The following is a 23,700-nucleotide window of genomic DNA, read 5'->3' on the forward strand; positions in this document are numbered from 1 at the left end:
GACTAGAACCCCGGGATGAGACCGACCACGAGGTCGATCAGTTTGATGCCGATGAAGGGGACGACCACGCCGCCGAGCCCGTAGACGAGCAGGTTGCGGCCGAGGATCGACGACGCTGCTGCCGCGCGGTACTTGACGCCACGCAGGGACAGCGGGATGAGCGCCACGATGACCAGCGCGTTGAAGACGACCGCCGACAGGATCGCGGACGACGGGCTGTGCAGCCCCATGATGTTGAGCGCCGCGAGCCCCGGGAACGCCGCCTGGAACATCGCCGGGATGATCGCGAAGTACTTCGCGACGTCGTTGGCGATGGAGAAGGTGGTCAGGGCCCCGCGGGTGATGAGCAGCTGCTTGCCGATGCGGACGACGTCGATGAGCTTGGTCGGGTCGGAGTCGAGGTCGACCATGTTGCCCGCCTCCTTCGCCGCCGTCGTGCCGGTGTTCATCGCGACGCCGACGTCCGCCTGCGCCAGGGCCGGGGCGTCGTTGGTGCCGTCACCGGTCATGGCGACGAGGTTGCCGCCCTCCTGCTCGCGCTTGATGTACGCGAGCTTGTCCTCCGGGGTGGCCTCAGCGAGGAAGTCGTCGACGCCGGCCTCGTGCGCGATCGCGGCCGCGGTGCGGGGGTTGTCACCGGTGATCATCACCGTGCGGATGCCCATCGACCGGAGCTCGGCGAACCGTGCGGCCATGCCGTCCTTGACGACGTCCTTCAGGTGCACGACGCCGAGCAGGGCGACCGCGCCGTCCGAGGAGCGGCGGCCGACGACGAGCGGCGTCCCGCCCTGGTCGGAGATCTCCGCCACGGTCGAGTCGATCGCGGCCACCAGACCCGCGTCGGGGGTGTCCGCCCAGGCCAGTACGGCAGCAGCGGCCCCCTTCCGGATCTGCGATCCGTCCGGCAGGTCCAGACCGGACATGCGCGTCTGCGCCGTGAACGGCACCTCGACGGCGCCGTCGGGCAGTGCCGGTGTCACCCCGGCGTCGGCAGCGAGCGACACGATCGAGCGACCTTCTGGCGTCCCGTCGGCGGCGCTCGACAGCGCGGCTGCCTCCATCAGCGAGGTCTCGCTCACGCCCGGCACCGGCACGACGCGTGACGCCCGACGGTTGCCGTACGTGATCGTCCCGGTCTTGTCGAGCAGCAGGGTGGTGATGTCCCCGGCGGCCTCGACCGCGCGGCCGGACATCGCGAGCACGTTGTGCTGCACGAGCCGGTCCATGCCGGCGATGCCGATCGCGGAGAGCAGGGCCCCGATGGTGGTCGGGATGAGGCAGACGAGCAGGGCGATGAGCACCGGCACGCTGACCGTCGCACCGACGAGTCCCGCGATGGGCTGCATCGTCAGGCAGACGATCACGAACACGATCGACAACGAGGCGAGCAGGATGTTCAGCGCGATCTCGTTCGGCGTCTTCTGCCGTGCCGCGCCCTCGACCAGGCGGATCATCCGGTCGATGAAGGTCTCGCCCGGGGTCGAGGTGATGCGCACGATGATCCGGTCCGACAGCACGCGGGTGCCACCGGTGACGGCACTGCGGTCGCCACCGGACTCGCGGATGACCGGTGCGGATTCACCCGTGACGGCCGACTCGTCGACGGACGCGATGCCGTCGATGACGTCGCCGTCGCCCGGGATCACCTCGCCGGCGACCACGACCACCACGTCGCCCTTGGCCAGGTCGACCGATGCCACCTCCTCGGTCTCGTTGCCGACCGCTGCAGCGTCGGCCTGGTCGTAGCCGAGCACCCGGCGGGCGCTCGTGGTCGAGCGGGTCTTCCGCAGGGTGTCGGCCTGCGCCTTGCCCCGCCCCTCGGCGACCGACTCCGCCAGGTTCGCGAAGACGACGGTGAGCCAGAGCCAGACGGCGATAGCGATGGTGAACGCGGACGGCTCGACGACGGCGGCGGCCGTCGTCAGCGCTGCGCCGACCTCGACGATGAACATGACGGGGTTCCGCCACATGAGTCGCGGATCGAGTTTCCGCAGGGCGCCCGGGAGGCCCGCCACCAGTTGGCGGGGTCCGAATGCGGACGAGCGGGTGGCCGGCTCCACTGCGGTGCGCGGTTCCGGCTCGGTGGTCACGGTCATGACAGTCCTTCTGCGAGCGGGCCCAGTGCGAGCACCGGGAAGTAGGTGAGAGCGGTGACGATGACGGCGACGCCGCCGAGCAGCCCGATGAACAGCGGGCGGTGGGTGGGCAGCGTGCCGGCGGTCTCCGGCACTCGGTCCTGGGCGGCGAGGGACCCGGCGAGCGCCAGGACGAACACCATCGGCACGAAGCGGCCGAGCAGCATCACGACGCCGAGCGAGGAGTTCATCCACGTGGTGTTCGCGGTGAGTCCGCCGAAGGCCGAACCGTTGTTGTTCGCGCCCGAGGTGAATGCGTAGAGCAGCTCGGACAGCCCGTGGTTGCCGGGGTTGAAGATCGACGTGCCGAGCACCTGCTCGCGGACGCCGGGGATGACCAGGGACAGCCCGGTGGCGAGGAGCACCAGGGTCGGCGTCACCAGGATGTACAGCGCCGCGAAGGTCATCTCCTTGGCCCGGATCTTCTTGCCGAGGTACTCCGGCGTCCGGCCGACGAGCAGGCCGCCGATGAACACCGTGATGACGGCGAGCACGAGCATGCCGTACAGGCCGGAGCCGACACCGCCCGGGGTGACCTCGCCGAGCATCATGTTCAGCATCGCCATCATCCCGCCGATCGGGGTGAAGCTGTCGAACATGCCGTTCACCGCACCGGTCGAGGTCGCGGTCGACGTCGTGCCGAACAGGGTGGTGCCGAGGATCCCGAACCGGGTCTCCTTGCCCTCCATCGCCGCTCCGGCCGCGTGCGTCGCGAGTCCGCCGCCGCCGAGCTCGGCGATCGACATCACCGACAGGGACACGAGGAAGATCGCGCCCATCACAGCGAGGATCGCGTAGCCCTGGCGGTCGTCACCGACGAGCCGTCCGAACGTTCGGGGCAGCGAGAACGGGATGACGAGCATCAGGAAGACCTCGACCAGGTTCGTCCACGCCTGCGGGTTCTCGAACGGGTGCGCCGAGTTGGCGTTGAAGTAGCCACCGCCGTTCGTGCCGAGTTCCTTGATCGCCTCCTGCGAGGCGACGAACCCGTCGGGGATGTGCTGCGTGCCACCGATGAGCGTGGTGACGTCGGTGCCGCTCCCCCACGACTGGATGACACCGCCGGCGACGAGCACGATCGCGAACACGAACGCACCGGGCAGCAGCAGGCGACCGACACCGCGGACGACGTCCACCCACACGTTGCCGAGGGTGCCGGACTTGCGGCGGGCGAACCCGCGCACCAGGGCGACGGCGACGGCGAGGCCGACGGCGGCGGACAGGAAGTTCTGCACCGCGAGGCCGGCCATCTGCACGCTGTACCCGACGGTCACCTCGGGTGAGTACGACTGCCAGTTCGTGTTCGCGACGAACGACGCCGCGGTGTTGAACGCGAGCGACGGGCCCACGGCCGGCAGGCCGAGGTCGCCGGGCAGCACCACCTGGACGCGCTGCAGCAGGTAGACGAGCAGGAGCCCGACGACGCTGAAGAGCAGGACGCCGCGCAGGTACACGGGCCACGACTGTTCGGCGTCCGGGTCGACCCCGATCAGCCGGTAGACCCCGCGCTCGACGCGGTTGTGCCGGACGGGTGTGAAGACCTTCGCCATCCAGTCGCCGAGCGGGCGGTAGGCGACGACGAGCAGCAGGACGAGCGTGGCGACCTGGACGATCCCCGCCCAGACGTCAGCGGCGCCCACGCCCACGGCGCCCACTAGAACCGCTCCGGACGCACGAGCGCCCAGACGAGGTACACGACTGCGGCGATGCCGAGGACGGCGGCCGCGATGGTGATGCCGATCACAGCCGTTCCACCCCCTTGGCGATCAGTGCCACCACGCCGAACACGGCGAGGACACCGGCGACGACGAACACGTCGAACACGAGGGACTCCAGAAGGTCTGCGGTGTCCGCGCCGGGCGACGCGGACGGCACCACGTGTGGTGCCGAGACCGATGCTGGGTCCTGCACCGGGCCTCCCGGTCGCTCCTAACGGTTTCCTCACGCCGCCCTGGCGGACGCATGCGCCCCGCTAACGCGCGCTCGCCGCCCGGAGTCGAGCTGCCGACGCGACGGTGGCGTCACGGAGGTCGTCCGGACCCTCGACGACGAAGTCGACCGCGAACCCCGCGAACGCTCCGGCGAGCCCCGGCCAGGACCACGAACCGAGCGTGACCCGACTCCGCTCGTCGGGCAGGGACTCGACGACGGCGTCCTCGGGCAGGTACGGCGTGACGGTCCGGGCGTCGGCGGCCGTCATCGTCACCGAGCCGGTGCACGGCCACACGTCTGCCTGCGCCGATCCCTTGAACCGCGCCGACACGAAGGCCACGGGGTCGCCGCCGGGGACGGGTCGCGGCGTGAACGGGACCCGGGTGCGCATCCGCGGGGTGATCCGGTCGATGCGGTGCGTGCGCCAGTCGCCGCGGTCGAGGTCCCAGCCGAGCAGGTACCAGCGGCCGTTCCGCGCGACGACGGCGTGCGGTTCGACGCGGCGGGGAGGGTGCAGGTCGTCGTCGCCCGCGTACGTGAAGCGGAGGACCTCGTGCAGGTGCACCGCCTCGCTCACGGCGACGAGCACGTCCGGGTCGGTGCGGGTCCGGCCGGACGTCGTCACGGCCTGCACCGCGTCGACCCGCGACCGGAGCCGCGCGGGCATGACCTGCCGGACCGTCGCGAGCGCGCGGGCGGCTGACTCCGCGATGTCCGCTCCGGAGGCGGGTGCGACGGCGAGCGCCAGGGCGATCGCCACGGCCTGGTCGTCGTCGAAGAGCAGCGGCGGCAGGTCGGAGCCCGCTGCGAGCCGGTACCCGCCGGCGGGACCGCGCAGCGCTTCGACCCGGTACCCGAGCTCGCGGAGGCGGTCGACGTCGCGGCGGACCGTGCGGGGGCTGACCTCGAGGCGTCCGGCGAGCTCGTCGCCCGGCCAGTCGCGGTGCACCTGCAACAACGACAGCAGCGCGAGCATGCGCGAGGAGGGTCCGGCCATGTCGATCATCTTCGTCCGAGAAGCGGACATGATCTGACCGCATTGCCGGTCATCCTCGTTCCATGAGCATCGAAACGACAACCCACCTCAACTTCGACGGCAACGCCCGCGAGGCCCTCGACTTCTACGCATCGGTCTTCGGCGGCGAGGTCACCGCCGCCACCTACGGGCAGATGGGCGCCCTCGACGATCCCGCCTGGGCCGACCGGGTCGTCTTCGGCCAGGTCGCCACCGACGCCGGGTTCCGGGTCATGGCCTTCGACGTCTGGCCCGGTCAGCCCTACGACCAGGGATCGAACGCCTTCTACGTTTTCGTGCACGGGGACGACGCCGCCGAGATCGAGCGGTACTGGGCCGTGCTGTCCGAGGGCGCCGAGATCCGGCAGCCGCTCGCCCCTTCGGCCTGGGCGCCACTCGCGGGGCAGCTCCGCGACCGGTTCGGCGTGGTCTGGCAGCTCGACGTCGCGGCGCCGACCGAGTGACGCGGCGGTGCGGGCCGGGACGGTCCCGGGCCGCACCGACGCTCGGACGTTTGTGAACCGCTTCCACACGGAAACCGGCCGCCGGTAGCGTGCTGGCATGCCCGAGTTCCGTCCGATGCCCGGCTACGAGCTCGGGGACGGATGGGTGGCCGCACGCCGACGCCGCTCCCGGCTCGGCCGCGTGTGGCGCTGGATCGGGCCACCGGTCGCACTCGTCGCCGTCGTCGCTGCCGCGCTGCTGTTCCACTGGTACGCCGGCGTGGCCGACCAGGTCGAGTGGGAGTGCGCCGTGTCCACCTGCGGGACGAACGACCCGCGGTCCTTCGCGCCGGAGGGGTGCTGGGCGCTCCTGGCACTGGCTGCGCTCGGCGTCGGACGGCTGCCGGGGCGCTGGTGGTGGCGAGCCGGACTGCTGCTGGCGTTCGCTCTCGTCGCCGCCTGGTCGATCGACTGGTGGCGGATGCCCGGGATCGACCTCGGCCTGTTCGTGACGCCGATCGGAGCCGGGGGCGTCGGCGCCGTGCTGCTGCTCGCCCGGATCGGGATCGCGGTCGACCGTGCGCGCGGGCGGGCCCACACCGCGCTCCGGCGGGCCGAACAGGGCAGTCCGCGGGACGTGGCCGAGCGCTGACCCGGTCGGGGGATCAGCCCGCGCGGCTCCACGTACTCACCGTCACGGCCGCGGTCACGCTCGTCGGTGCGAACACCTGCTCCGGGTCGACGTGGTGGTGGCTCGGCCCCATGTGCACCACGTCGTGGACGTCCTCGGCGGACAGGTCCATCGTCCACGTCAGGTCCTCGGAGGACCGCAGCACGAACGACGGCGTGAGCGAGTCGTGCAGCCGCCGCTCCTTCTCGGGATCCACCGTGATGGTCGCCTCGGCCAGCTCCGCCAGGTGTCCGGTGCGCGGGGTCACCACCACGAGGAGACCCTCGGGGTGCAGCACCCGCGCGTACTCCGTCTGGTTGCGCGGCGCGAAGACGTCCAGCACGACCGCGGCGGCACCGTCGACGACCGGGAGGCGCTCGGTCACGTCCCCGACGACGGCTCCGGCACGATCGTGGACGCGGGCCGCCCGTCGGATCGCGATCGCCGACAAGTCCAACGCGACCCCGAGCCTCCCGTCCGCCGCGCGCAGCGCATGCGCCAGGTACGTCCCCGGACCGGAGCCGACGTCGAGCACGATGCCGGGCGCCGTCGCCTCGGCGACGACCGCGGCGAGCGCCCGCTCGACGGGCGCGTAGTGGCCCCGCCCCAGGAACCGCAGCCGGGCGTCGACCATCTCCGGGGTGTCCGCGGTGAGCGCCCGACGCTTCGCCGGCAGGAGCGTCAGGTGGCCCTGCTTCGCCTCGTCGAACCGGTGCCCGGTCGCGCAGCCGACCTGGCCACCGTCGACCCGGCCGAGCGGCTCGGCGCACACGGGGCAGGCGAGCATCGGCAGCAGGTCGTCACGCACCGGCCCAGCGTACGGGGCCTCGCTAGCCTGGCCGGATGTCGCTGCAGCAGCTCTTCGGTCTCGACGGACGCACCGCCCTGGTGACGGGAGGCAGTTCCGGCATCGGACAGGCCATCGCGGTCGCCCTGGCGGACGCGGGCGCGCACGTGCTCGTCGCAGCTCGGACACGGTCCACCATCGATGCGACGGTCGATGCCATCCGTGCCGCTGGCGGCTCGGCCGACAGCATCGTCGCGGACCTGTCCACACGCGCCGGAGCACACGCACTCGCCGATGCGGCTGGCGACGTCGACGTCCTCGTGAACTCGGCCGGGATCAACCTGCGGCCTCCGATGGCCGATCTCGACGAGGCCACCTGGGACGCCACGATGGCCGTCAACCTCGACGCGCCGTTCGTGCTCGGGCAGCGGCTCGCGCCCGGCATGGCGGCACGCGGGTACGGCCGCATCGTGTCGATCAGTTCGCAGCAGGCCCACCGCCCCTTCGCCGCCAGCGGCGCGTACGGGGTCTCCAAGGCCGGTCTGGAGGCACTGGCCCGGTCCCAGGCAGAAGCCTGGTCCGCGCAGGGGGTCACCTCCAACGTCCTCGTCCCCGGTTTCGTGCGCACCCCGCTCAACGAGCGGCTCAGCGCCGACCCCGCGGCGGTGTCGGCACTCGCGGCACGGACGCTGGTCGGGCGGAACGGCCTGGCGTCGGACTTCGCGGCGGCGGCGGTGTTCCTCGCCGGCCCCGGGTCGGCCTACGTCACGGGGCAGTCGATCGCGGTCGACGGCGGGTTCTCGGTCCACTAGGTCCTTCGGCGCCTGAGGTACTGGCAGGGCCTGCCTGCACCGGGGACCGGCTGGCAGGATCGACGGCGTGAAGACACTGGAGTTGCCACAGACGGACCTCACCGCATCCGACGTCGTCGTCGGACTGATGCGGATCAACGACATGAGCGACGAGGACATCCGCGCGCTCTACAGCGCCTCGCGTGACGCGGGCGTGAACATGTTCGACCACGCCGCGGTGTACGGCGAGTGGCACGGCTGCGAGGAGCGGTTCGGTGCCGCCGTGACGCTGTCGCCCGCGGAGCGCGCCGAGATCGTGCTGCAGACCAAGGTCGGCATCCGGCCGACGCCGAACGGTGCGTACTTCGACTTCTCGTACGAGCACATCCTCGAGTCCGTGCACGAGTCGCTCGAGGCACTGCAGACCGACTACGTCGACGTCCTGCTGCTGCACCGCCCCGACGCCCTGGTCGAGCCGGAAGAGGTCGCGAAGGCCTTCGACGAGCTGCACGCCGCCGGCAAGGTGCACCACTTCGGCGTCTCGAACCACACCCCCGGCCAGGTCGACCTGCTCAAGCAGCACGTCCGCCAGCCGCTCGCGTTCAACCAGGTGCAGCTGAGCATCACCCACGCCAACGTCATCTCGCAGGGCCTCACGGCGAACATGGGCGGTCTCGACCAGTCGATCTCCCGCGACAACGACATCCTCAACTACTCGCGGATCAACGACATCACGTTGCAGGCCTGGTCGCCGTTCCAGAAGGGCTTCTTCGACGGCGTCTTCCTCGGCGACCGCGAGCAGTACGCCGAGCTGAACGACGTGCTCGAGGAGGTCGCCGCCGCACACGGTGTCACCCCGACCGGCATCGCGGTCGCGTGGATCACCCGCCACCCCGCGCACTTCCAGGTCGTCCTCGGCACGACGAACCCGCAGCGCGTGCGGGACTCGGCAGCCGGCTCGGACGTCGAGCTGTCGCGCGAGGAGTGGTACCGCATCTTCACCGCCGCGGGGCACACCGTTCCGTGAGTCGATCGGGCAGGGTGGGGTCGTGCTCCACGACCTCACCCTGCCCGTCCGCCTCTCCGCCCGCTCCGGTTCAGTGGTGGTGCGGAACGCGGTCGACAGCGACCTCGACGCCCTGATGGCGTTGCTCTCCGACGACCCCATCAGCGCTGCGCGTGGTGACGTCGCCGCGCCGGAGGACCGCCCGCAGTACGCCGCGGCCCTTCGATCGATCACGGACGACCCGTCGAACGCACTGCTCGTCGCCGAGGTCGAGACCGGACGGCTCGTCGGCACGCTGCAGCTCACCCGGATCCCGGGCATGGCTCGCCGGGGTTCGACGCGGTTGCTGGTCGAGGCCGTACGGGTCAGCAGTGCACTCCGCTCGGGCGGCATCGGGAGTGCCCTGATGCGCTGGGTCACCGACGTCGCGGCCCCGGAGCTCGGGACGCCGCTCGTGCAGCTCACCTCGGACGCTGCACGGACCGATGCACACCGGTTCTACGAGCGCCTCGGCTTCACCGCGTCCCATGTTGGCTTCAAGTACCGCGTCCCCGGCGTCGGCGCGCGCTGACGTTCCTTCCCAGAATGCGCGCGATGCAAGGCGCTTTCGGGCGTACCTGGTCGAAACTTCGGACCAGGTACGCCCGATTCGACCAGGCGCGCGCTAGTCGTCGGAGGCGGAGCCGGCAGACCGCGGCGACGGCACGTGCACGTCGACCGGTGACACCCCGGCGGGGTCCGCGGAGGCGCCACCCACGACGTCGAACGAGATCCCGAGCATCGCCGGGTCCTCGTCGAGTTCGAGCCCGTCCTCCTTCGCCTGGTCCTCCGGGATTGCACGGCCACCAGACGGGTCCCACGAGTTCGCGATCGACATGCGCACGAGCATGCCCGAGCCGCTTGGCAATCGCCCAAGAAACCCCGGTGGACCCCCGGAACGGTCAGAGGTCGTCCGGGTGCAGCCGCTCGCCGGCCTGCGGGCGCCGGAACACCGGGCCACCGCCGGCCTCGTCCTCGTCGTGGTGGCTGACGGGCGAGACGCTCGGGTCGGCGGAGTCGTCGCCGACGTCGGCGCCACGGTCCTCCTCGATCTCGAGTTCCGCCTCGTCGGAGCCGTCCACGGGGATGGCGGCGCCCTGCTGTTCCGGATCGAACGGTGTGCTCATCGACATGGGCCGAGCATGCTCCGGCCCGGTGAACAACGCGTCAACGCTGTCCGTCCGCCGCGATCAGCTCGAGCTGGGTCAGCGCCACGTCGGTGCCCGCGGTGAAGACGAACGACGAGCCGCCGCCGATGATCCGGAAGACGCGGGTCTGCCCGGCCCAGGTGAACTCGGCGCCGTCGACCGCCGTGACCGTCTCGCCGAGGGACACCTGCCACGAGTACGACCCCGGAGTCGCCACCGTCACCGTGTACAGCGAGGCGGCGGGGCAGTCCACGTCGAACGAGACCGACTCCCCCGCGGCGAGCGCCGACACCGTGCGCCCGGTGTCGTCGACCAGCGGCGACGCCCCGACGGGCAGCAGGTCGACGGGGGCGTCCCGGTAGCCGTGCACCTCGGACGCCGACACCGGGCGGGTGTCCGACGCCCAGCCCTGCGGTTCGGGTGACAGCGTGAAGACGATGTGCGACGCCGACACCACCACGTGGTGCGGGATGCTGACCGACGTCCAGGGCGACCCGTCGACCGTCACCGACGCGACGTACGCACCTGCGGAACCGTCGGCGATCTCGATGACGGTGGGCGTTCCTCCCGGCTGCTGCAGCACCGTCCTGCGGACCGACGGCGGCACGAGCACGTAGGTGCCCGTGGACGGCGCCAGCGGGTACAGGCCGATCGTCGCGAAGACGTACCAGGCGCTCATCTCGCCGTTGTCCTCGTCGCCGGGGTAGCCCTGGCCGAGGTCGGAGCCGACGAACAGCCGCTCCAGCGATTCCCGCACGATGCGGTGCGCGTCGTCGTGCCGCCCGGTGAACATCGGGAAGAACGGGATGTGGTGCGCCGGCTGGTTGGACAGGCCGAGCATGCCCATCCGGACGTCGCGGGCCTCGGTCATCTCGTGGATCGGGAAGCCGTACGCGCCGGAACGGACGGTCGCGCCGGTCTCGGGTGTCGCGAAGAACGCGTCGATCGCGGCGTCGAACCGCGCCGGCCCGCCGTGCAGGTCCACGATGCCGGCGCCGTCGTGGGGTGCGGTGAAGGCCGTGCCCCAGGCGTTCGTCTCGGTGTAGTCGTCGCCCCAGTCGCGCGGGTCGAACTCGGTGCCGACCCGCCACGAGCCGTCGGGGTCGCGGCCGATGAAGAAGCCCCGCTCGGAGTCGAACACGTGTCGGTACTGCAGGGACCGCCGGGCGAACCACTCGGCTTCGGCCTCGTACCGGGACAGGTCGGCGGGCGTGTTCGCCCGTGACGCGAGCAGGCCCGCCATGACGGCGAGTCCCCAGTCGTTGATCGCGGCGTCCAGGGTCCAGGACATCCCCTCGGACGTCGCCGTGTCGACGTGGCCGCGGAAGGCGCCCGGGAGGCTCCCCTTCCGTCCGACCCGCTCGTCACGCGGCGGGACGGTCGCGTTCCGGACCGCGCTCCGGTACGCCTCGGCGAGGTCGAACCCGGTGATGCCCTTCGCCGCGAGGTCGGCGAAGACGGTGTCGCTCGTGGTGCCCGTCATGCAGTCCTCGGCGCCGGGGGCGCTCCAGCGCGGGGTCCACCCGCCGTCGTGGTGGTGCTCGACGAAGCCCTGCGCGAGCTCACCGGCGGTCTCCGGGGTGAGGAGCCCGAGGAGCGGCCAGGCGGTGCGGTAGGTGTCCCAGAACCCGTTCGTCGTGGTGAACGGCCCATCGACGACCTCGGGTCCGGGCTCGTCACGGATCGGGTCGGCGAGGACGGCTCCGTACGGCGAGCGGTGGTGCGGCGATCCGGTCAGGGCGGTCTCGCCGGCACGGTTCGGGTAGAGGAACAGCCGGTACAGGCCGGAGTACAGGCTCGTCAGCTGGTCCGGGGTGGCTCCGTCGAAGGAGAGCGTCGCGAGCTTCGCCGTCCAGAGCGCCTCGGCGCGGGTGCACATGGTGTCGAAGGTGCCGGCTTCGTCGAGGTTCGCGCGGGCGTCCTCGATCGAGACCGTCGAGATGCCGAGCAGGACGTCGACGGGACGGTCGCCGTCCACGGTCAGCCAGCCGCGCAGCGCGTGCTCGCTGATGCTGGTGTGGTCCGCGGTCACGTGCGGGATCCGGACGTGCACGTGGTGCGGCGGGGTGCCGGGGCGGTCGTCGAGGACGGCATCGACCACGGCGGTGCCGTCGGTGATCGTCACCGAGACGTCGGACACCCGGCCGTGGTGGTCGAGCACGACGCTGCGGGTCCCGGTGAAGCGGAACCCGAGGGCGAACTCCCCCGCGGTCATCTCGGCCGTGACACCCTGGTCGAGGGCGACGCGGTACCGGTGCGGACCGTCGCGTTCGTCGTCGTGGTCGAGCCCGAGGGCACGTGCGGCCCGGTCGATGTCGGGGGTGTCGAGGGGTGACGGCATCACCTGGAACACGCCGCGGTCCCCCATCCACGGCGACGGGATGTGGCTCGTCGCGAAGGCCTGGATCGCCGGCCGGACCCGCCCGTCGGCCTCGGTGCGGGCGTGCTCCTGGTACGCGTACGGCCAGCGGTTGCTCGACGCGTCGGTCATCGGCAGGCCGAACACACCGCCGTGCGGGACGCCGACGAGCGGGGCGTTGTTGCCGCGGGAGAACCGTGACGAAGCCTGCGTGCCGCGAGTGGTGCGGACGTGGTCGAGCGGCGTGGTCGGCGTCGGCCGAGCCGGGCCGATGCGGACGTCGTCGAGCCAGCCGCGGAGGGCTGGACGCTCGCCGTCGGCGTCCGGCGGCTGTGTGTCGGAGCCGAGCCGGGCCTCCAGTCGGTCGACGACCCGCCCCGCGAACGGCGTGAGGTCCACCGCGCGACGGTTCCACTGGTCGACCCACTGCTTGCGGGCCGTGTCCTGCGCGTCGGGCGTGAGCGCGTCGCCGTACTGGTCGCGTGCGTGTCCGCCGCGCGCGGTCTCCTGCTCGCTCAGTCGCGTGCCGTCGGTGAAGACGACGTCGACGGCGAAGGCCGTGGCGTCCCAGAAGTGCGGCAGGTCCGCCTCGGTGGGCTCGACTGCGCCCTGCGGCAGCGTGCGCTCCGGGAACCAGACCCACGACAGTTCGTCGCCGGGTGCGACCACCCGGCCGCCGGAGCCGGGGACGAGCGCCACCACGGCACCGTCACCCGCGGGTCGTTCGACCAGCCACCCCTCCGACGATCCGAAGCCGACACCGTTCCGCGCCGCGACGGCCGTCGTCGGCCCACCGCTCCGTTGCAGTTCTCGCACGGGTCCAGCGTATTTGGTCCAGCGTCTGGACGAAAACGCTCGGCGTGTCAGCCCTTGTTCTGCCCGGGGGCGTTCTCCGAGTTGCCGGGACCTGCGTCCGCCGACGTGTCGGTCGTGGTGTCGGTCGTCGTGTCGGCCGCGCCGTCGGCTGGGTCGGCGCCGTCCTGCGGCTCCTGCACCGGGTTCGAGACCGGCGCGCTCGGCTCCGGACCGACGGACGGCTCCTGGCTGGGCTCGGCGGGCTCACTCGGCTGCTCGGCCGGCTCGGACGGCTGCTCCGCCGGCTCGGAGGGCTGCTGCTCGGCCGGCTGACTCGGCTGCTGCTGCTCCTGGCTCGGCTGCTGCTCCTCGCTCGGCTGCTGTTCTTCCTCGCTGGGCTGCTGCTCGGTCGGTGCGGTCGAGGTCGTGTCCGTCGGGGCCGGTGTGCCGTCGTCGTCGCCGTTCAGCGCGAACACCGCGACCCCGATGCCGACCAGCACCAGGACGACCACGACGATCGCCGTGATGATCGGTCCCTTGCGTCGCTTCTCGCGCTTCGCCGGGTCGTCACCTGAGCCCGGTCGGACGGGCGGGGCCGCTGGGGGCACCCCGCCACCTCCGCCGGTCGGGCCGACGGCGCCGCGCTGGGCACCGAGGACGGTGGTCGACACGTCGTCCGCCGCGTTCGGCTGCTGGGCGTCCATCACGCGGGTCGCGTCGTCCGCGCCCGGTTGTCCACCCTGACGGGAGGCACCACTCGCCGGCATCACGCGGGTCGCGTCGTCCGCGTGCGCGGCCATCGGAGCCGTGGCTGCGGCCGCGGCGCCGGCTGCGGCTGCTCCCGCTGCCGCGCCGGCGCCCGCTGCCGTCAGCGTCCCGGGGCCGCCGGGCAGGAGTTGCGTGGCGGCTCCGGGATCGTCGCGGCCCAGAGCGCGGAGTCGTTCGGCCGCCTCGCCCGCACTCGGCCGCTCGGACGGGTCCTGCGCCGTCATCACGTGCAGGAGCGTGCGCCAGGCCGTCGGCAGGTGCTGGTCGATCTCCGGACTGCGGGTGAGTCGTGCGGTCGCGGACTCGATGGCGCTGCCCGGGAACGGTGTCTTGCCCGTCAGGCACTCGAGCAGCACCAGTCCGAGCGCGTAGACGTCGGCCTTGCCGGTGATCTCCTGCGCCAGGACCTGCTCCGGCGCGAGGTACGCGGCGGTCCCCATCACCGTGCCCGTCCCCGTCACACGCGAGGCGTCACGCAGCAGGGCGATGCCGAAGTCCGCGAGCTTGACGTGGCTGCCGTCGCGCTCGAGGAGCACGTTGGCGGGCTTCACGTCGCGGTGGACGATGCCCTGCGCGTGCACGGCGCTCAGCCCGTCGGCCACCTGTGCGCCGACGCGGGCGGCGGTCGTGGGGTCGAGCGGTCCCTCGCGCAGCCGGGTGGCCAGGTCACTGCCGGGCACGAGTTCCATGACGAGGTACGAGTCGCCGTCGGCGTCGTCGAGGGCTGCGTCGTACAGGGTGACGAGGGCCGGGCTGCGCAGCGTCGCGAGGGTCTGGATCTCCGACTCGGCACGGGCGCGTTCACCGTGGTCGACCGGTCCGATGCGGAACACCTTGACGGCGACCTCACGTCCGAGCTGCTCGTCGACCGCCCGGTACACGGACGCCATGCCACCGTGTCCGAGCGTGCCCGTGACGCGGTACCTGCCGCCGAAGACCCGTTCTTCCATGACGGGCAACCTACCGGTAGCGGCTGACGGCGCTCTGCCGTTCGGGCGCGGCGGGGCGGGGCCTGGCGACTTCGTGAGCAGAAGATGTCGGGTGCGGGCGAGCAACCCGACGTCTTCTGCTCACGAAGTGATTCGGTCGACGTCCGGCGCGGGCTCGGCACCGTAGTGGAGCGCCGTCAGGTACAACCGGTGCGCCGTGATCACGAGGGCGAGCCAGGCGAGTCCGAGCGCCCACGCCGCCAGCACGTCGGTCAGCCAGTGGTGCCCGAGGAACACCCGCGACGCCCCGACCGACAGCACGAACAGGGTGCCCACGACGATCGTCCACACCCGGGTGACGACGCGCGACTGCCGCAGGAGCAGGAGGTACACGATGGTGCCCACGATCACCGTGGAGTTGAGCGTGTGCCCCGACGGGAACGACGGCGACGTCTCGTACGGCGGCACCGCGTCGGACAGCGGCGGACGTGCACGGCCGATGAGGTCCTTGCCCGCGATCGTCATGAGCAGCGAACCGCCACTCGCGGCGACCAGGAGCACCAGTGGCGTCCACGCACGGCGCTGGATCGTGAAGCCGACCAGGAACCCGAGCGCGACGATCGGCATCCCGATCGTGCCGGCGATGTCGGTCCACCAGGTGACGAGCGTGTCCGCCGTGGGTGATCGGAGTGTGAGCGCCCAGTCGAGGACGGGTCGGTCGAGCACCGCGACGTCGTCGGCTTCCCGCACGGCGTCGTAGACCTCGGAGGCGATCCACGTGGCGAGGACGGCGACACCGAGACCCACGGCGAGGGTCAGCAGCAGGACGGGCATGGCGCCGAAGCGCTTGCCGAGCGCGGTCCACGCACCGGCGACGCTGCGGCCGGCACGGGAGCGCCAACGGGTCAGGTCGACTTCGCCGACGGTACGGTCGGCGGCGTCCCCGCGTTCGGTGTGCATCCATCCACCCTGCCCGAAGGCGCCGGGAGCCGTCCCGGCCGAACGCTTCGCCGGTAAGTATTTGACATGCTACGTTGCAGACGTCACGAGAGAGAGGTTGAACATGCGAGCAACGAAATGGCGAGGGATCACCATCGCGTGCGGGGCACTCCTTGCAACCGTCGCCAGTGTTGGCATCACGGCACCAGCGAACGCGGCGACCGCGAGTGCCGTCGAGACCTACGAGCTCGACGGCATCACCGTGCAAGGGCTCCCGAAGTTCACGAACCATGCAGCGCTCCTCGACTACGTCGCGACGAACTCGGTCAGTACTCGGCTCGACGCGGAGACCGGCAGGATCATCTCGGTCGCACCTGTTCCTCCTGCTGAGCGACAGGCGAAGGTGTCCGTACGGAACACCTGCAAGTCCGGAGATGCGTACTGGGCAGCCGCTGCGACGCCGTACACGAACAACTGCTTCTACGGCTCCGCCGGGACCTACACGTTCCCGAGCGGAGGCACGTTCTCGAGGAAGTTCTACATGGGGAGTCACACGGCGCGCGGGGGCTGGAAGTACGGCGGCAAGCAGAACCACACTCCGAAGCAGGGGCCCGGATCGGTCGCGACGCTCGACACCGTGACACAGATCAACCGCGGCCAGCTCTACTGACCGTGCCCGCTCGGGTGCCCCGTGCCGTCCTCCAGCACGCGGCACCCGACCAGGCGCTGCGGCGACAGCCCGACTAGTCCTTCGCCTCGGAGTACGCGCCCACCACCGCGACCGACAGCGGGAACGTCACCGGGAACTCCTGGAACAGCAGGCGTCCGGCATCGACCGCGGCCTCGCGGATCTGCGTCGCCACCCACTCGGCGTGCTCCTCCGGCGCGTGCACCACGATCTCGTCGTGCACGAAGAAGACCAGGTGCGGACCGTCCGTCACCGCGCCGGGGAACCGCGCGGTGAGCCGGGAACGCAGTGACCCCATCCACGCGAGTGCCCACTCGGCCGCGGTCCCCTGCACCACGAAGTTCCGGGTGAACCGCCCCCAGCTCCGGGCCCGCGACTCAACGGCACGCTGCATCGCCGGGGTCCCCTCGACCGTGTAGGCCTGGTTCCGCGCCTCGAACCAGGACGCCTCCGGCACGGGCGACGTCCGACCGAGCAACGTCGTCACGGGTTCGCCGCGCTCCCCCGCCCGAGCGGCGCGTTCGACCAGGTCCAACGCGCGCGGGAACGCCCGCACCAGGCGCGGGACGAGCCGTCCGCCCTCGCCCTGGGTGGCGCCGTACATCGCGCCGAGCATGGCCACCTTCGCCTGCTGCCGGGTCTCGACCGCGCCCGAGGCCACGACGCCGTCGTACAGGTCGCGCCCGTCGCCGGCGGCGGCCATGGCCCGGTCACCGGCCATCGCCGCGAGCACGCGCGGCTCCAGCTGTGCAGCGTCGGCCACGACGAGCTTCCAGCCGGGGTCCGCGACGACGGCCCCGCGGATGCCCTTCGGCAACTGCATCGCTCCCCCGCCGTCGGCCGCCCAGCGCCCGGTGACGACGCCGCCGACCACGTACTTCGGGTGGAACCGGCCGTCGCGCACCCAGTCGTCGAGCCACGTCCACCCGTTCGCCGTCAGGAGCCGTGCGAGTCGCTTGTACTCGAGCAGCGGCTCGATGACGGGGTGCTCGATCTCCTGCAGTTCCCACTTGCGGGTGCTCGTCACCATGAGCCCGGCACGGCGCAGCGACCGCAGGACGTCGGCCGGCGAGTCCGGGTTGAGCGTCGGGTCGTCGAGGCGCTCGCGCACGACGGCGGCGATCTCCTCGAGCCGCCGCGGTCGCACGCCGTAGGGCACACGCGGCCCGAGGGTCTCCTCGAGCAGTCGCTCGTGGACGTCGGCGCGCCACGGCAGGCCGGCGTGCAGCATCTCCGCCGCGACGAGGGCTCCGGCGGACTCGGCGGTCGTCAGCAGCCGGAGCGCGCCGGGTGCCGTCGACCCCGCGACCGCCGCGAGCTGCGCCCGGAACTCGGCGACCGGGTCGACGTCGTCGTCCGGCACCGACGCGGTGAACAGGGCATCGTCGAAGAGCTGGGCCTGCGTCGGCCGGACGACCCGGACCTCGGCCACCGGAGCGTCGAGCGCGTCCGCCGGTGCCGCCGCGAGTACGGAACCACGCGCAGCCAGCGCGGCGCGCAGGATCCGTCGGCACAACCGCAGGTCGACGCAGCGGCCCACGCGCCCACCGGCGGCGAGGACGGCCGGGTACCAGCGTGCGGTGTCGTCCCAGACCCAGCGCACGCCCGGTGCGTCGTGCGCCGCGACGAAGGCCGGGAGGCCCGGCTCGTCCAGGCGGATCGGCTCGCCGTCAGCGGTCCCCGCGTCGGTCAGGGGCGTCGCGAGGACGCCGCCGTCGACGCGGCGGAGGACGAGGTGCACGGGACGATCATGCCGTGCCCCACCGTCACTGGCTGACGGGCTGGCGGTTCAGGCGCGCTTCGGACCGCCGGGGCGCACGGCTGCGGTGTCGGCGACGTCGATGCGGACGTCGCCGTCCTCGGCGCGGGACACCTCGACCCGGGGGTCGGCGTCGTGCGCGTCGGACCCGGACATGCGTCGGAAGGTGTCCTGGCGTCGTTCCTCGAACGTCATGTCCACGCCGTCGTCGAGGTGGTCGTGGTCGGGCTTCGTCATGCGCTGCACGGTACGCGCTGACGGCTCCGCGCGATCAGACGGATGCGGTCCCGGTCCGTTCGGTCCAGTGCGCTCCGGCCGCCCACCGGTCGAGGACCGCCCGGGGCAGGCGACCGGACGCGTTCGAGGCCCGGGCTGTGGCCAGCGGCACGCCGAACACGAACTTCGCCACGCTCTCGTCGCCCTCGGCGGCGTCGTGCGGGCCGGGTGGTGCGAGCCGGAACCGTCGGGCGAAGCGCACCAGGTTCGCCTCGGGACCGAGCACCGCGGCCAGGCCGGGGTCGAGGATCCACGAGCGGCACTGCCACCGCTCGGCGGCGAGCGCCGGCGCGAGGGCTCGCAGGACCTCCGGCGCGCGGGCGAACGACCGGTCGCAGGCGTCCGGGTCGAGCGGCCCGGTCTCCGGAACGTGGACGCCCCAGGCCGGCTGGCCGTCCGGCAGGCGGTCGCCGAGTTCGTACTGGAGGCGCCCCACGGCCACCACCCGACCGGTCGCCACCGAGACGAGCCAGTCCACCCCCGTGCCACGCAGGCCGTACCGGTCGAGTTTCCGGTCGACGTCGGCGACGGCCGCCTCGGCCAGGCTGCGCGGGAGCCCCCGCGCCTCGAGCGCCACGGCGTTGCCGGGTACGGCCGCGCGGAACGCGGCGACCAGCAGGGCGTCCCGCTGCGCGGGATCCGCGTCGGCGACGGTGGCGGCCAGTGCGGCCGCCACCGTGGCGGAGTCGTCCGGTGACCCCACGGCGGCGGCGAGGACCGCGACGGACGCGGGACGGGCCTCCTGGCCGGGGGTGTCGACAGTCACTTCAGACCGGACGAGGCGAGCCCGTCCATCACCCGCCGCTGCAGGACGACGAACATGATGAGCACCGGGGCCATGGCCATCAGGCTCGCGGCCATGAGCACCGGGTAGTCGATGGTCCGGTCGCTCGACAGCGTCGCGAGGCCGGCCGCGAGGGGCATGTCCTCGGCACGCGTCGAGACCACGAGCGGCCAGAGGAGCTCGTTCCACGACCACAGCACGGTCGTGATCGCGAGCACGCTGATCGAGGGACGGGCGAGTGGCAGCATGATCCGCCAGAACGTCTGGAACGGGTTGGCGCCGTCCATGCGCGCAGCCTCTTCCAGCTCGGGCGGCATGTTCAGGAACGCCGTCCGCATCAGGAAGGTGCCGAACGCGCTGAACAGCCCCGGCGCGACGATCCCCATCAGGGTGTCGAGCCACCCGAGCCCCTGCACGATCTGGTACTGCGAGATCAGGTACACCTGCGACGGCACCAGCAGGATCGACAGCACGATCGCGAGCAGGACCGCCCGGCCCCGGAACCGCATGCGGGCGAAGGCGTAGCCGGCGAGCGTGCAGAGCACGATCTGCGCCAGCGTGCGGATGATCGTGACGTACACGGACGTGCCGAGCTGGCTGAGGAACGGCAGGCGCTCGAACACCTGCGCGTAGTTCTGCCACTGCAGCTCTCCCGGCCAGAACGTCGGGGTGACGGACTGCACCTGGGCGTTCGTGGACAGCGACATGATGATCTGCCACACGAACGGGAACGCCATCGCGAAGCCGCCGACGCCGAGGACGACGTGGATCCACCAGTGGCTGCCGCCGCGGCGGCTGGGCCGACGTGCGGCCCGTGGCGGTGTGACGGTTGCGGTCATGCCTGCACCCACTTCCGTTGGACGCGGAACTGCACGAGCGTGACGATGCCGATGAGCAGGAAGATCACCATGGCGATCGCGGCCGCGAAGCCCTTGTCGTTGTCGATGAACCCGGCGCTGTAGAAGTAGAAGACGAGCGACATCGTCTTCGGGATCACCGGGTTGGTGCTGCCGAGGATGGCGTAGAGCAGGTCGAAGAGCTGGAAGCTCGAGATGGTCGTCACGATGACCACGAAGAAGATGCTCGGGCTGAGCAGCGGGACCGTGACGGAACGGAACTGCCGCCAGCGGCTCGCGCCGTCGAGTTCGGCGGCCTCGTACAGCTCTGGTGGGATGTCCTTGAGGCCTGCGCCGAGGATGATCATCGAGAACCCGAGGGACGACCACAGGCCGACGAAGCTCACCGCGACGAGCGCGAACCCGGGCGTCGAGATCCAGTACGGACCGTCGATGCCGAACAGTCCGATGAACCAGTTCACGATGCCGTAGTCGCCGTTGAACATGATGCGCCAGACGAGCGCGATCGCGGCCGGCATGGCGACGTAGGGCAGGAAGAAGAGGACCCGGTAGAACTGCGCGAACCGCAGGCCCGGGGTGTTCAGCAGACTGGCGAGCCAGACCGCGATCGGGATGCCGGCCAGGACGATGACCGTGTAGACGATCGTGTTGAGCAGCGACTGGTACAGCTGCGGGTCACCGGCGAGGCGGACGTAGTTGGCGACGCCGCTGAACGTCGCACCGCCGAACACGCCCCAGCTCGTGAACGAGTACCAGAACGTCTGGATGATCGGCCAGATGTAGAACGTGCCGACGCCGACGAGCAGCGGGAGGACGAACAGCCACGGCCACCAGCCGTCGGTCCGTCGAGGTGCGCGCGTGCCGCCGGCCGCCGGGCCGGGGGCGCCCCGCCCGGACGACCGCGTCGTCCGGGCGGGAGCGGAGGCGGCCTGTGGCCGCTCGGTGTTGATCGTCATCGGCTCGGGACTCACTGTTCCTTGGCGAGGGCGGCGTCCATCTTCTGCGCGAGCTGCTTCGCGACGTCGTCGACCGGGGTCGAACCGTCGAAGGCGTTCGGCAGGAGGTTGGTCTCGAGGGTGTTCCAGGCGGCGGTGTTCTTCGACACCGGCAGCGGCTTGGCGTAGTCGACGGCGTCGAGGAACACCTGGAGGTCGGCGTCCGGCATCGTCTTCGTGAAGGCGGACTGCGTGCCCTCGTAGGCGGGGATGACGGCGCCCATGTCGCCCTGCTGCTGCTGGGCGGTCTCGCCGGCGAGGTAGGCCTGGAGCGCCTGCGCCGCGGCCTTGTTCTTGCTCGCCTCGGACACGACGTTCGAGACACCGTGGATGACGGTCGCCTGCTCCTTGCCCTTCGGCAGGGGGTACACGACGACGTCCTTCTCCATCGCGGTGCCGGTCAGGGCCGAGCGGAACCAGCTGCCGCCCTGGTACATCGCGAGCTTGCCCGACGTGAACCACTGATCGGCGGTGGTGTCGGTGAGCTGCTTGATCGACGGCGAAGCGCCCGAGTCGATCAGGTCCGTCCAGAACTGCAGGCCCGCTTCCGAGGCCTTCGAGGCGTACTCGGACTTCGTGCCGTCGGCGTTCACGACCGATCCCCCGGCCTGGAAGATCGTGTCGTAGTAGGTCGTCTGGCCGTCCATGCCGCCGGCCGCGCCGTACGCGCCGACGGCCTCGAGCTTCTTGCTGAGCTCGGCGCCGGTCTCCTGGAAGTCGTCCCAGGTCCAGTCCTTCGACGGCAGGTCCATGCCGGCCTTCTCGAACAGGGCCTTGTTCACCCAGACGCCGATGGTGTCGAAGTCCTTCGGCACGCCGTACTGGGTGTCGTCGTACGTGTACAGGTCGTTCAGCGCGCTCGAGTACTTCGCGGGGTCGATGTCACCGGCCTTGACCGCACCGGTGATCGGCGCGAGCTTGCCGTTGGCCGCGTACAGCTGGAAGTTCGGGCCGTTCATCCAGAACAGATCGGGCAGCGTGTTGCTCGAGCCCTGGGTCTGCAGCTTCGTCCAGTAGTTGGCGAACGGCGTGACGTCGACGCTGACCTTGATGTCCGGGTACTCCTCGTTGAAGCCCTCGAGGTTGGCCTTGATCGCCTTGACCTGGTTCTCGTCCCAGACGGCGTACGTCAGGTTCGCCTTGGTGTCCTTCGCGGCAGCGGTGTAGTCACCGCCGGAGCTCGACGCCCCGGAGGACGTGGAGCACCCGGCGAGGAGTGCGGCCGCGCCGAGCGCGGCGACGGCGCCGACGAGGATCCGGCGGACGCCGGTCCCTCGGGCGGGGAAGTGTGCGGTCATCGGGAGGTCCTTTCGCACGGCCGTCAGGAACCGACGGTCTGGGCGGGGTGGGTGGGGTGCGGAGCGGGTCGTGTGGAGGGTGCGGCGGGCCGGCTGAAGTGCGCGATCGTCTCGGCCGGCAGCGGCGGGACGTCGATCGGGACGGAGCCGGTGCGCAGCGAGCGGGTCGCCAGGGCACCGGCGGCGACCGCGGCGCGCGCAGCGATCGGGGACAGCTCCGTCGGTTCGCCGAGGGCGACGGACCGCAGGAACTCGGTCATGGTGATCAGGTCGGCGTCGGCGTGGCCGTCCTCGACGCCGTCGATCGGGTACTCGCGGTCCCCCGCGGTGTCCCAGCCACGACGGTGCGTCCAGACCTTCACGACGCCACCGCCGGTGTCGCCGATGTTCTCGAGGCGGCCCTCGGTGCCGATGACCGTGTAGTTCCGCCAGTAGTCCGGGGTGAAGTGGCACTGCTCGTAGCTGGCCTGCACACCGTTGTCGAGCGTCATCATGACCATCGAGACGTCCTCGACGTCGACGACGGGGTTCAGCCCGGTCTGGGCGAGCGGCGGCCAGTTGTCGTGGGAGAACCAGTCCCCCATCAGCTCGCCGCTGCGGTCCCTCCGGTCGGTGACGTCACCGTAGACGGACAGCGAGCCCATGCCGACGACGCGGCTGGTGTCGCCGCCGCCCAGCGCGTGGATGACGTCCAGGTCGTGGCTGGCCTTCTGCAGGAGCAGGGAGTTGACGTTGGCGCGGTCGGCGTGCCAGTCCTTGAAGTAGTAGTCCCCGCCGTTGCCGACGAAGTGCCGGCACCAGACGGCCTTGACCTCGCCGATCTCGCCGCGGTCGACGATCTCGCGCATCAGGCGGACGACGGCCGCGTGACGGAAGTTGTGGCCGACGTAGAGCGGGGTGCCCGTCTCGGCGGCGGTGTTGAGGACCGCATCGGCATCCTCGACCGTGATGGCGAGGGGCTTCTCGAGGTAGACGGCGATGCCCGCGCGGAGCAGGTCGATCGCGATCTCGGCGTGCGTCCGGTCCGGGGTGGTCACGATCGCGGCGTCGACCTGGCCGGTGAGGTCCCGGTGGTGCTCGACCACCAGCGCGTCGGGGTACTCGGCCCGCCCGCGCTCGCGGCCCGCTGCGGTGACGTCCGCCACGGCGACGACCTGCGCCCGCAGTGCCGGTTCCGCGGCGACCGCCTCGGCGACGTGCCGTGCGATGGCGGACCGCTGGCCCATGCCGATCACCGCGACGCGGAGGATCCCGTTGTCAACGCCCATGCTCATCTCGCTCCCTTGC

General features: G+C 71.5%; 24 protein-coding genes. 6 read left to right on the forward strand and 18 right to left on the reverse strand.

The features are described 5' to 3' along the window. Positions 1-2 precede the first annotated feature (2 nt). The 5 genes from kdpB to ACGH48_RS18065 all read right to left on the reverse strand — a co-directional run bounded on the left by kdpB (position 3) and on the right by ACGH48_RS18065 (position 5,064). Positions 3-2,096 carry a potassium-transporting ATPase subunit KdpB gene (gene kdpB / locus ACGH48_RS18045; protein WP_396289601.1) on the reverse strand — a complete coding sequence of 698 codons (2,094 nt, stop codon included), beginning with the start codon at positions 2,094-2,096 and terminating at the stop codon, positions 3-5. Beyond that, positions 2,093-3,775, reverse strand: coding sequence for a potassium-transporting ATPase subunit KdpA (gene kdpA / locus ACGH48_RS18050; RefSeq protein WP_396289602.1), 1,683 nt, complete (start codon positions 3,773-3,775; stop codon positions 2,093-2,095). Before kdpA ends, kdpB begins: the two co-directional genes overlap by 4 nt. A gap of 14 nt (positions 3,776-3,789) precedes the next feature. After that, positions 3,790-3,879 (reverse strand): potassium-transporting ATPase subunit F, encoded by a 90-nt coding sequence (locus ACGH48_RS18055; protein WP_017887940.1) that lies wholly within the window; start codon positions 3,877-3,879, stop codon positions 3,790-3,792. Further along, positions 3,876-4,046 (reverse strand): hypothetical protein, encoded by a 171-nt coding sequence (locus tag ACGH48_RS18060; RefSeq protein WP_181437361.1) that lies wholly within the window; start codon positions 4,044-4,046, stop codon positions 3,876-3,878. The genes ACGH48_RS18055 and ACGH48_RS18060 overlap by 4 nt, the downstream gene beginning before the upstream one ends. Positions 4,047-4,107: 61 nt before the next feature. Continuing rightward, on the reverse strand, positions 4,108-5,064 hold the full coding sequence (locus ACGH48_RS18065; RefSeq protein WP_396289603.1) for a helix-turn-helix transcriptional regulator: 957 nt from the start codon (positions 5,062-5,064) through the stop codon (positions 4,108-4,110). A gap of 62 nt (positions 5,065-5,126) precedes the next feature. On the opposite strand from ACGH48_RS18065, the gene ACGH48_RS18070 reads away from it, so the two are divergent. Together ACGH48_RS18070 and ACGH48_RS18075 are read left to right on the forward strand one after the other, a co-directional pair. Beyond that, positions 5,127-5,546 (forward strand): VOC family protein, encoded by a 420-nt coding sequence (locus tag ACGH48_RS18070; RefSeq protein WP_123311587.1) that lies wholly within the window; start codon positions 5,127-5,129, stop codon positions 5,544-5,546. Between the two features lie 97 nt (positions 5,547-5,643). After that, complete coding sequence (locus ACGH48_RS18075; protein ID WP_396289604.1) at positions 5,644-6,177, forward strand: hypothetical protein; 534 nt, start codon at positions 5,644-5,646, stop codon at positions 6,175-6,177. Positions 6,178-6,190: 13 nt separating this feature from the next. Here the strand turns inward: ACGH48_RS18075 and ACGH48_RS18080 are convergent, their stop codons facing one another. Further along, the gene (locus ACGH48_RS18080; protein ID WP_396289605.1) at positions 6,191-7,003 is read right to left on the reverse strand and encodes a putative RNA methyltransferase; all 813 of its coding nucleotides are present in this window, start codon (positions 7,001-7,003) and stop codon (positions 6,191-6,193) included. Positions 7,004-7,038: 35 nt separating this feature from the next. Here ACGH48_RS18080 and ACGH48_RS18085 point away from each other — a divergent pair, with 35 nt between their 5' ends. From ACGH48_RS18085 to ACGH48_RS18095, 3 genes are all read left to right on the forward strand, one after another. Continuing rightward, positions 7,039-7,794, forward strand: coding sequence for an SDR family NAD(P)-dependent oxidoreductase (locus ACGH48_RS18085; protein ID WP_396289606.1), 756 nt, complete (start codon positions 7,039-7,041; stop codon positions 7,792-7,794). Between the two features lie 67 nt (positions 7,795-7,861). Continuing rightward, positions 7,862-8,800 carry an aldo/keto reductase family oxidoreductase gene (locus ACGH48_RS18090; RefSeq protein ID WP_396289607.1) on the forward strand — a complete coding sequence of 313 codons (939 nt, stop codon included), beginning with the start codon at positions 7,862-7,864 and terminating at the stop codon, positions 8,798-8,800. A 22-nt stretch (positions 8,801-8,822) separates the two neighbouring features. After that, positions 8,823-9,350: a GNAT family N-acetyltransferase gene (locus tag ACGH48_RS18095; RefSeq protein WP_396289608.1), complete on the forward strand. Its 528-nt coding sequence runs from the start codon at positions 8,823-8,825 to the stop codon at positions 9,348-9,350. Positions 9,351-9,443: 93 nt separating this feature from the next. Here the strand turns inward: ACGH48_RS18095 and ACGH48_RS18100 are convergent, their stop codons facing one another. The 5 genes from ACGH48_RS18100 to ACGH48_RS18120 form a co-directional block, all read right to left on the reverse strand. Further along, a complete protein-coding gene (locus ACGH48_RS18100) occupies positions 9,444-9,656 on the reverse strand; it encodes a hypothetical protein (RefSeq protein WP_148061724.1) in 213 nt (70 codons plus the stop codon). Between the two features lie 64 nt (positions 9,657-9,720). Then, positions 9,721-9,951: a hypothetical protein gene (locus ACGH48_RS18105; protein WP_123311573.1), complete on the reverse strand. Its 231-nt coding sequence runs from the start codon at positions 9,949-9,951 to the stop codon at positions 9,721-9,723. A 34-nt stretch (positions 9,952-9,985) separates the two neighbouring features. Then, complete coding sequence (locus ACGH48_RS18110) at positions 9,986-13,141, reverse strand: GH92 family glycosyl hydrolase (protein WP_396289609.1); 3,156 nt, start codon at positions 13,139-13,141, stop codon at positions 9,986-9,988. Between the two features lie 47 nt (positions 13,142-13,188). Beyond that, entirely contained in the window at positions 13,189-14,838 is a 1,650-nt protein-coding gene (locus ACGH48_RS18115; RefSeq protein ID WP_396289610.1) for a serine/threonine-protein kinase, read from the reverse strand. A 120-nt stretch (positions 14,839-14,958) separates the two neighbouring features. Beyond that, complete coding sequence (locus ACGH48_RS18120) at positions 14,959-15,777, reverse strand: phosphatase PAP2 family protein (protein ID WP_396289611.1); 819 nt, start codon at positions 15,775-15,777, stop codon at positions 14,959-14,961. A gap of 103 nt (positions 15,778-15,880) precedes the next feature. Here ACGH48_RS18120 and ACGH48_RS18125 point away from each other — a divergent pair, with 103 nt between their 5' ends. Then, entirely contained in the window at positions 15,881-16,426 is a 546-nt protein-coding gene (locus tag ACGH48_RS18125; protein WP_396289612.1) for a hypothetical protein, read from the forward strand. A 73-nt stretch (positions 16,427-16,499) separates the two neighbouring features. Here ACGH48_RS18125 and ACGH48_RS18130 read toward each other — a convergent pair whose 3' ends face one another. From ACGH48_RS18130 to ACGH48_RS18160, 7 genes are read right to left on the reverse strand one after another with little or no spacing between them, the layout of a single operon-like run. After that, positions 16,500-18,185, reverse strand: coding sequence for a bifunctional 3'-5' exonuclease/DNA polymerase (locus ACGH48_RS18130; protein ID WP_396289613.1), 1,686 nt, complete (start codon positions 18,183-18,185; stop codon positions 16,500-16,502). A gap of 48 nt (positions 18,186-18,233) precedes the next feature. Continuing rightward, positions 18,234-18,440, reverse strand: coding sequence for a hypothetical protein (locus ACGH48_RS18135; RefSeq protein WP_111083557.1), 207 nt, complete (start codon positions 18,438-18,440; stop codon positions 18,234-18,236). Positions 18,441-18,474: 34 nt separating this feature from the next. Further along, positions 18,475-19,245, reverse strand: a complete 771-nt coding sequence (locus ACGH48_RS18140) for a hypothetical protein (protein ID WP_396289614.1) — start codon at positions 19,243-19,245, stop codon at positions 18,475-18,477. Beyond that, entirely contained in the window at positions 19,242-20,102 is an 861-nt protein-coding gene (locus tag ACGH48_RS18145) for a carbohydrate ABC transporter permease (protein WP_396289615.1), read from the reverse strand. Before ACGH48_RS18145 ends, ACGH48_RS18140 begins: the two co-directional genes overlap by 4 nt. Beyond that, a complete protein-coding gene (locus tag ACGH48_RS18150; protein ID WP_396289616.1) occupies positions 20,099-21,076 on the reverse strand; it encodes a carbohydrate ABC transporter permease in 978 nt (325 codons plus the stop codon). Before ACGH48_RS18150 ends, ACGH48_RS18145 begins: the two co-directional genes overlap by 4 nt. Before the next feature lie 11 nt (positions 21,077-21,087). Beyond that, entirely contained in the window at positions 21,088-22,413 is a 1,326-nt protein-coding gene (locus tag ACGH48_RS18155; RefSeq protein ID WP_396289618.1) for an ABC transporter substrate-binding protein, read from the reverse strand. A gap of 23 nt (positions 22,414-22,436) precedes the next feature. Then, positions 22,437-23,687 (reverse strand): Gfo/Idh/MocA family protein, encoded by a 1,251-nt coding sequence (locus ACGH48_RS18160; RefSeq protein ID WP_396289620.1) that lies wholly within the window; start codon positions 23,685-23,687, stop codon positions 22,437-22,439. Positions 23,688-23,700 lie beyond the last annotated feature (13 nt).

Source organism: Curtobacterium pomorum (genome assembly GCF_044497295.1).
In the GTDB taxonomy this organism is placed as follows: domain Bacteria; phylum Actinomycetota; class Actinomycetes; order Actinomycetales; family Microbacteriaceae; genus Curtobacterium.

What these genes read in the sequence shown, in the direction of transcription:
- kdpB (WP_396289601.1), bottom strand. Translation starts at nt 2,096, where the DNA reads ATGACCGTGACCACCGAGCCGGAACCGCGCACCGCAGTGGAGCCGGCC.
- ACGH48_RS18065 (WP_396289603.1), bottom strand. Translation starts at nt 5,064, where the DNA reads ATGGCCGGACCCTCCTCGCGCATGCTCGCGCTGCTGTCGTTGTTGCAG.
- ACGH48_RS18070 (WP_123311587.1), top strand. Translation starts at nt 5,127, where the DNA reads ATGAGCATCGAAACGACAACCCACCTCAACTTCGACGGCAACGCCCGC.
- ACGH48_RS18075 (WP_396289604.1), top strand. Translation starts at nt 5,644, where the DNA reads ATGCCCGAGTTCCGTCCGATGCCCGGCTACGAGCTCGGGGACGGATGG.
- ACGH48_RS18085 (WP_396289606.1), top strand. Translation starts at nt 7,039, where the DNA reads ATGTCGCTGCAGCAGCTCTTCGGTCTCGACGGACGCACCGCCCTGGTG.
- ACGH48_RS18100 (WP_148061724.1), bottom strand. Translation starts at nt 9,656, where the DNA reads ATGTCGATCGCGAACTCGTGGGACCCGTCTGGTGGCCGTGCAATCCCG.
- ACGH48_RS18105 (WP_123311573.1), bottom strand. Translation starts at nt 9,951, where the DNA reads ATGTCGATGAGCACACCGTTCGATCCGGAACAGCAGGGCGCCGCCATC.
- ACGH48_RS18115 (WP_396289610.1), bottom strand. Translation starts at nt 14,838, where the DNA reads ATGGAAGAACGGGTCTTCGGCGGCAGGTACCGCGTCACGGGCACGCTC.
- ACGH48_RS18120 (WP_396289611.1), bottom strand. Translation starts at nt 15,777, where the DNA reads ATGCACACCGAACGCGGGGACGCCGCCGACCGTACCGTCGGCGAAGTC.
- ACGH48_RS18125 (WP_396289612.1), top strand. Translation starts at nt 15,881, where the DNA reads ATGCGAGCAACGAAATGGCGAGGGATCACCATCGCGTGCGGGGCACTC.
- ACGH48_RS18135 (WP_111083557.1), bottom strand. Translation starts at nt 18,440, where the DNA reads ATGACGAAGCCCGACCACGACCACCTCGACGACGGCGTGGACATGACG.
- ACGH48_RS18145 (WP_396289615.1), bottom strand. Translation starts at nt 20,102, where the DNA reads ATGACCGCAACCGTCACACCGCCACGGGCCGCACGTCGGCCCAGCCGC.
- ACGH48_RS18150 (WP_396289616.1), bottom strand. Translation starts at nt 21,076, where the DNA reads ATGACGATCAACACCGAGCGGCCACAGGCCGCCTCCGCTCCCGCCCGG.
- ACGH48_RS18155 (WP_396289618.1), bottom strand. Translation starts at nt 22,413, where the DNA reads ATGACCGCACACTTCCCCGCCCGAGGGACCGGCGTCCGCCGGATCCTC.
- ACGH48_RS18160 (WP_396289620.1), bottom strand. Translation starts at nt 23,687, where the DNA reads ATGAGCATGGGCGTTGACAACGGGATCCTCCGCGTCGCGGTGATCGGC.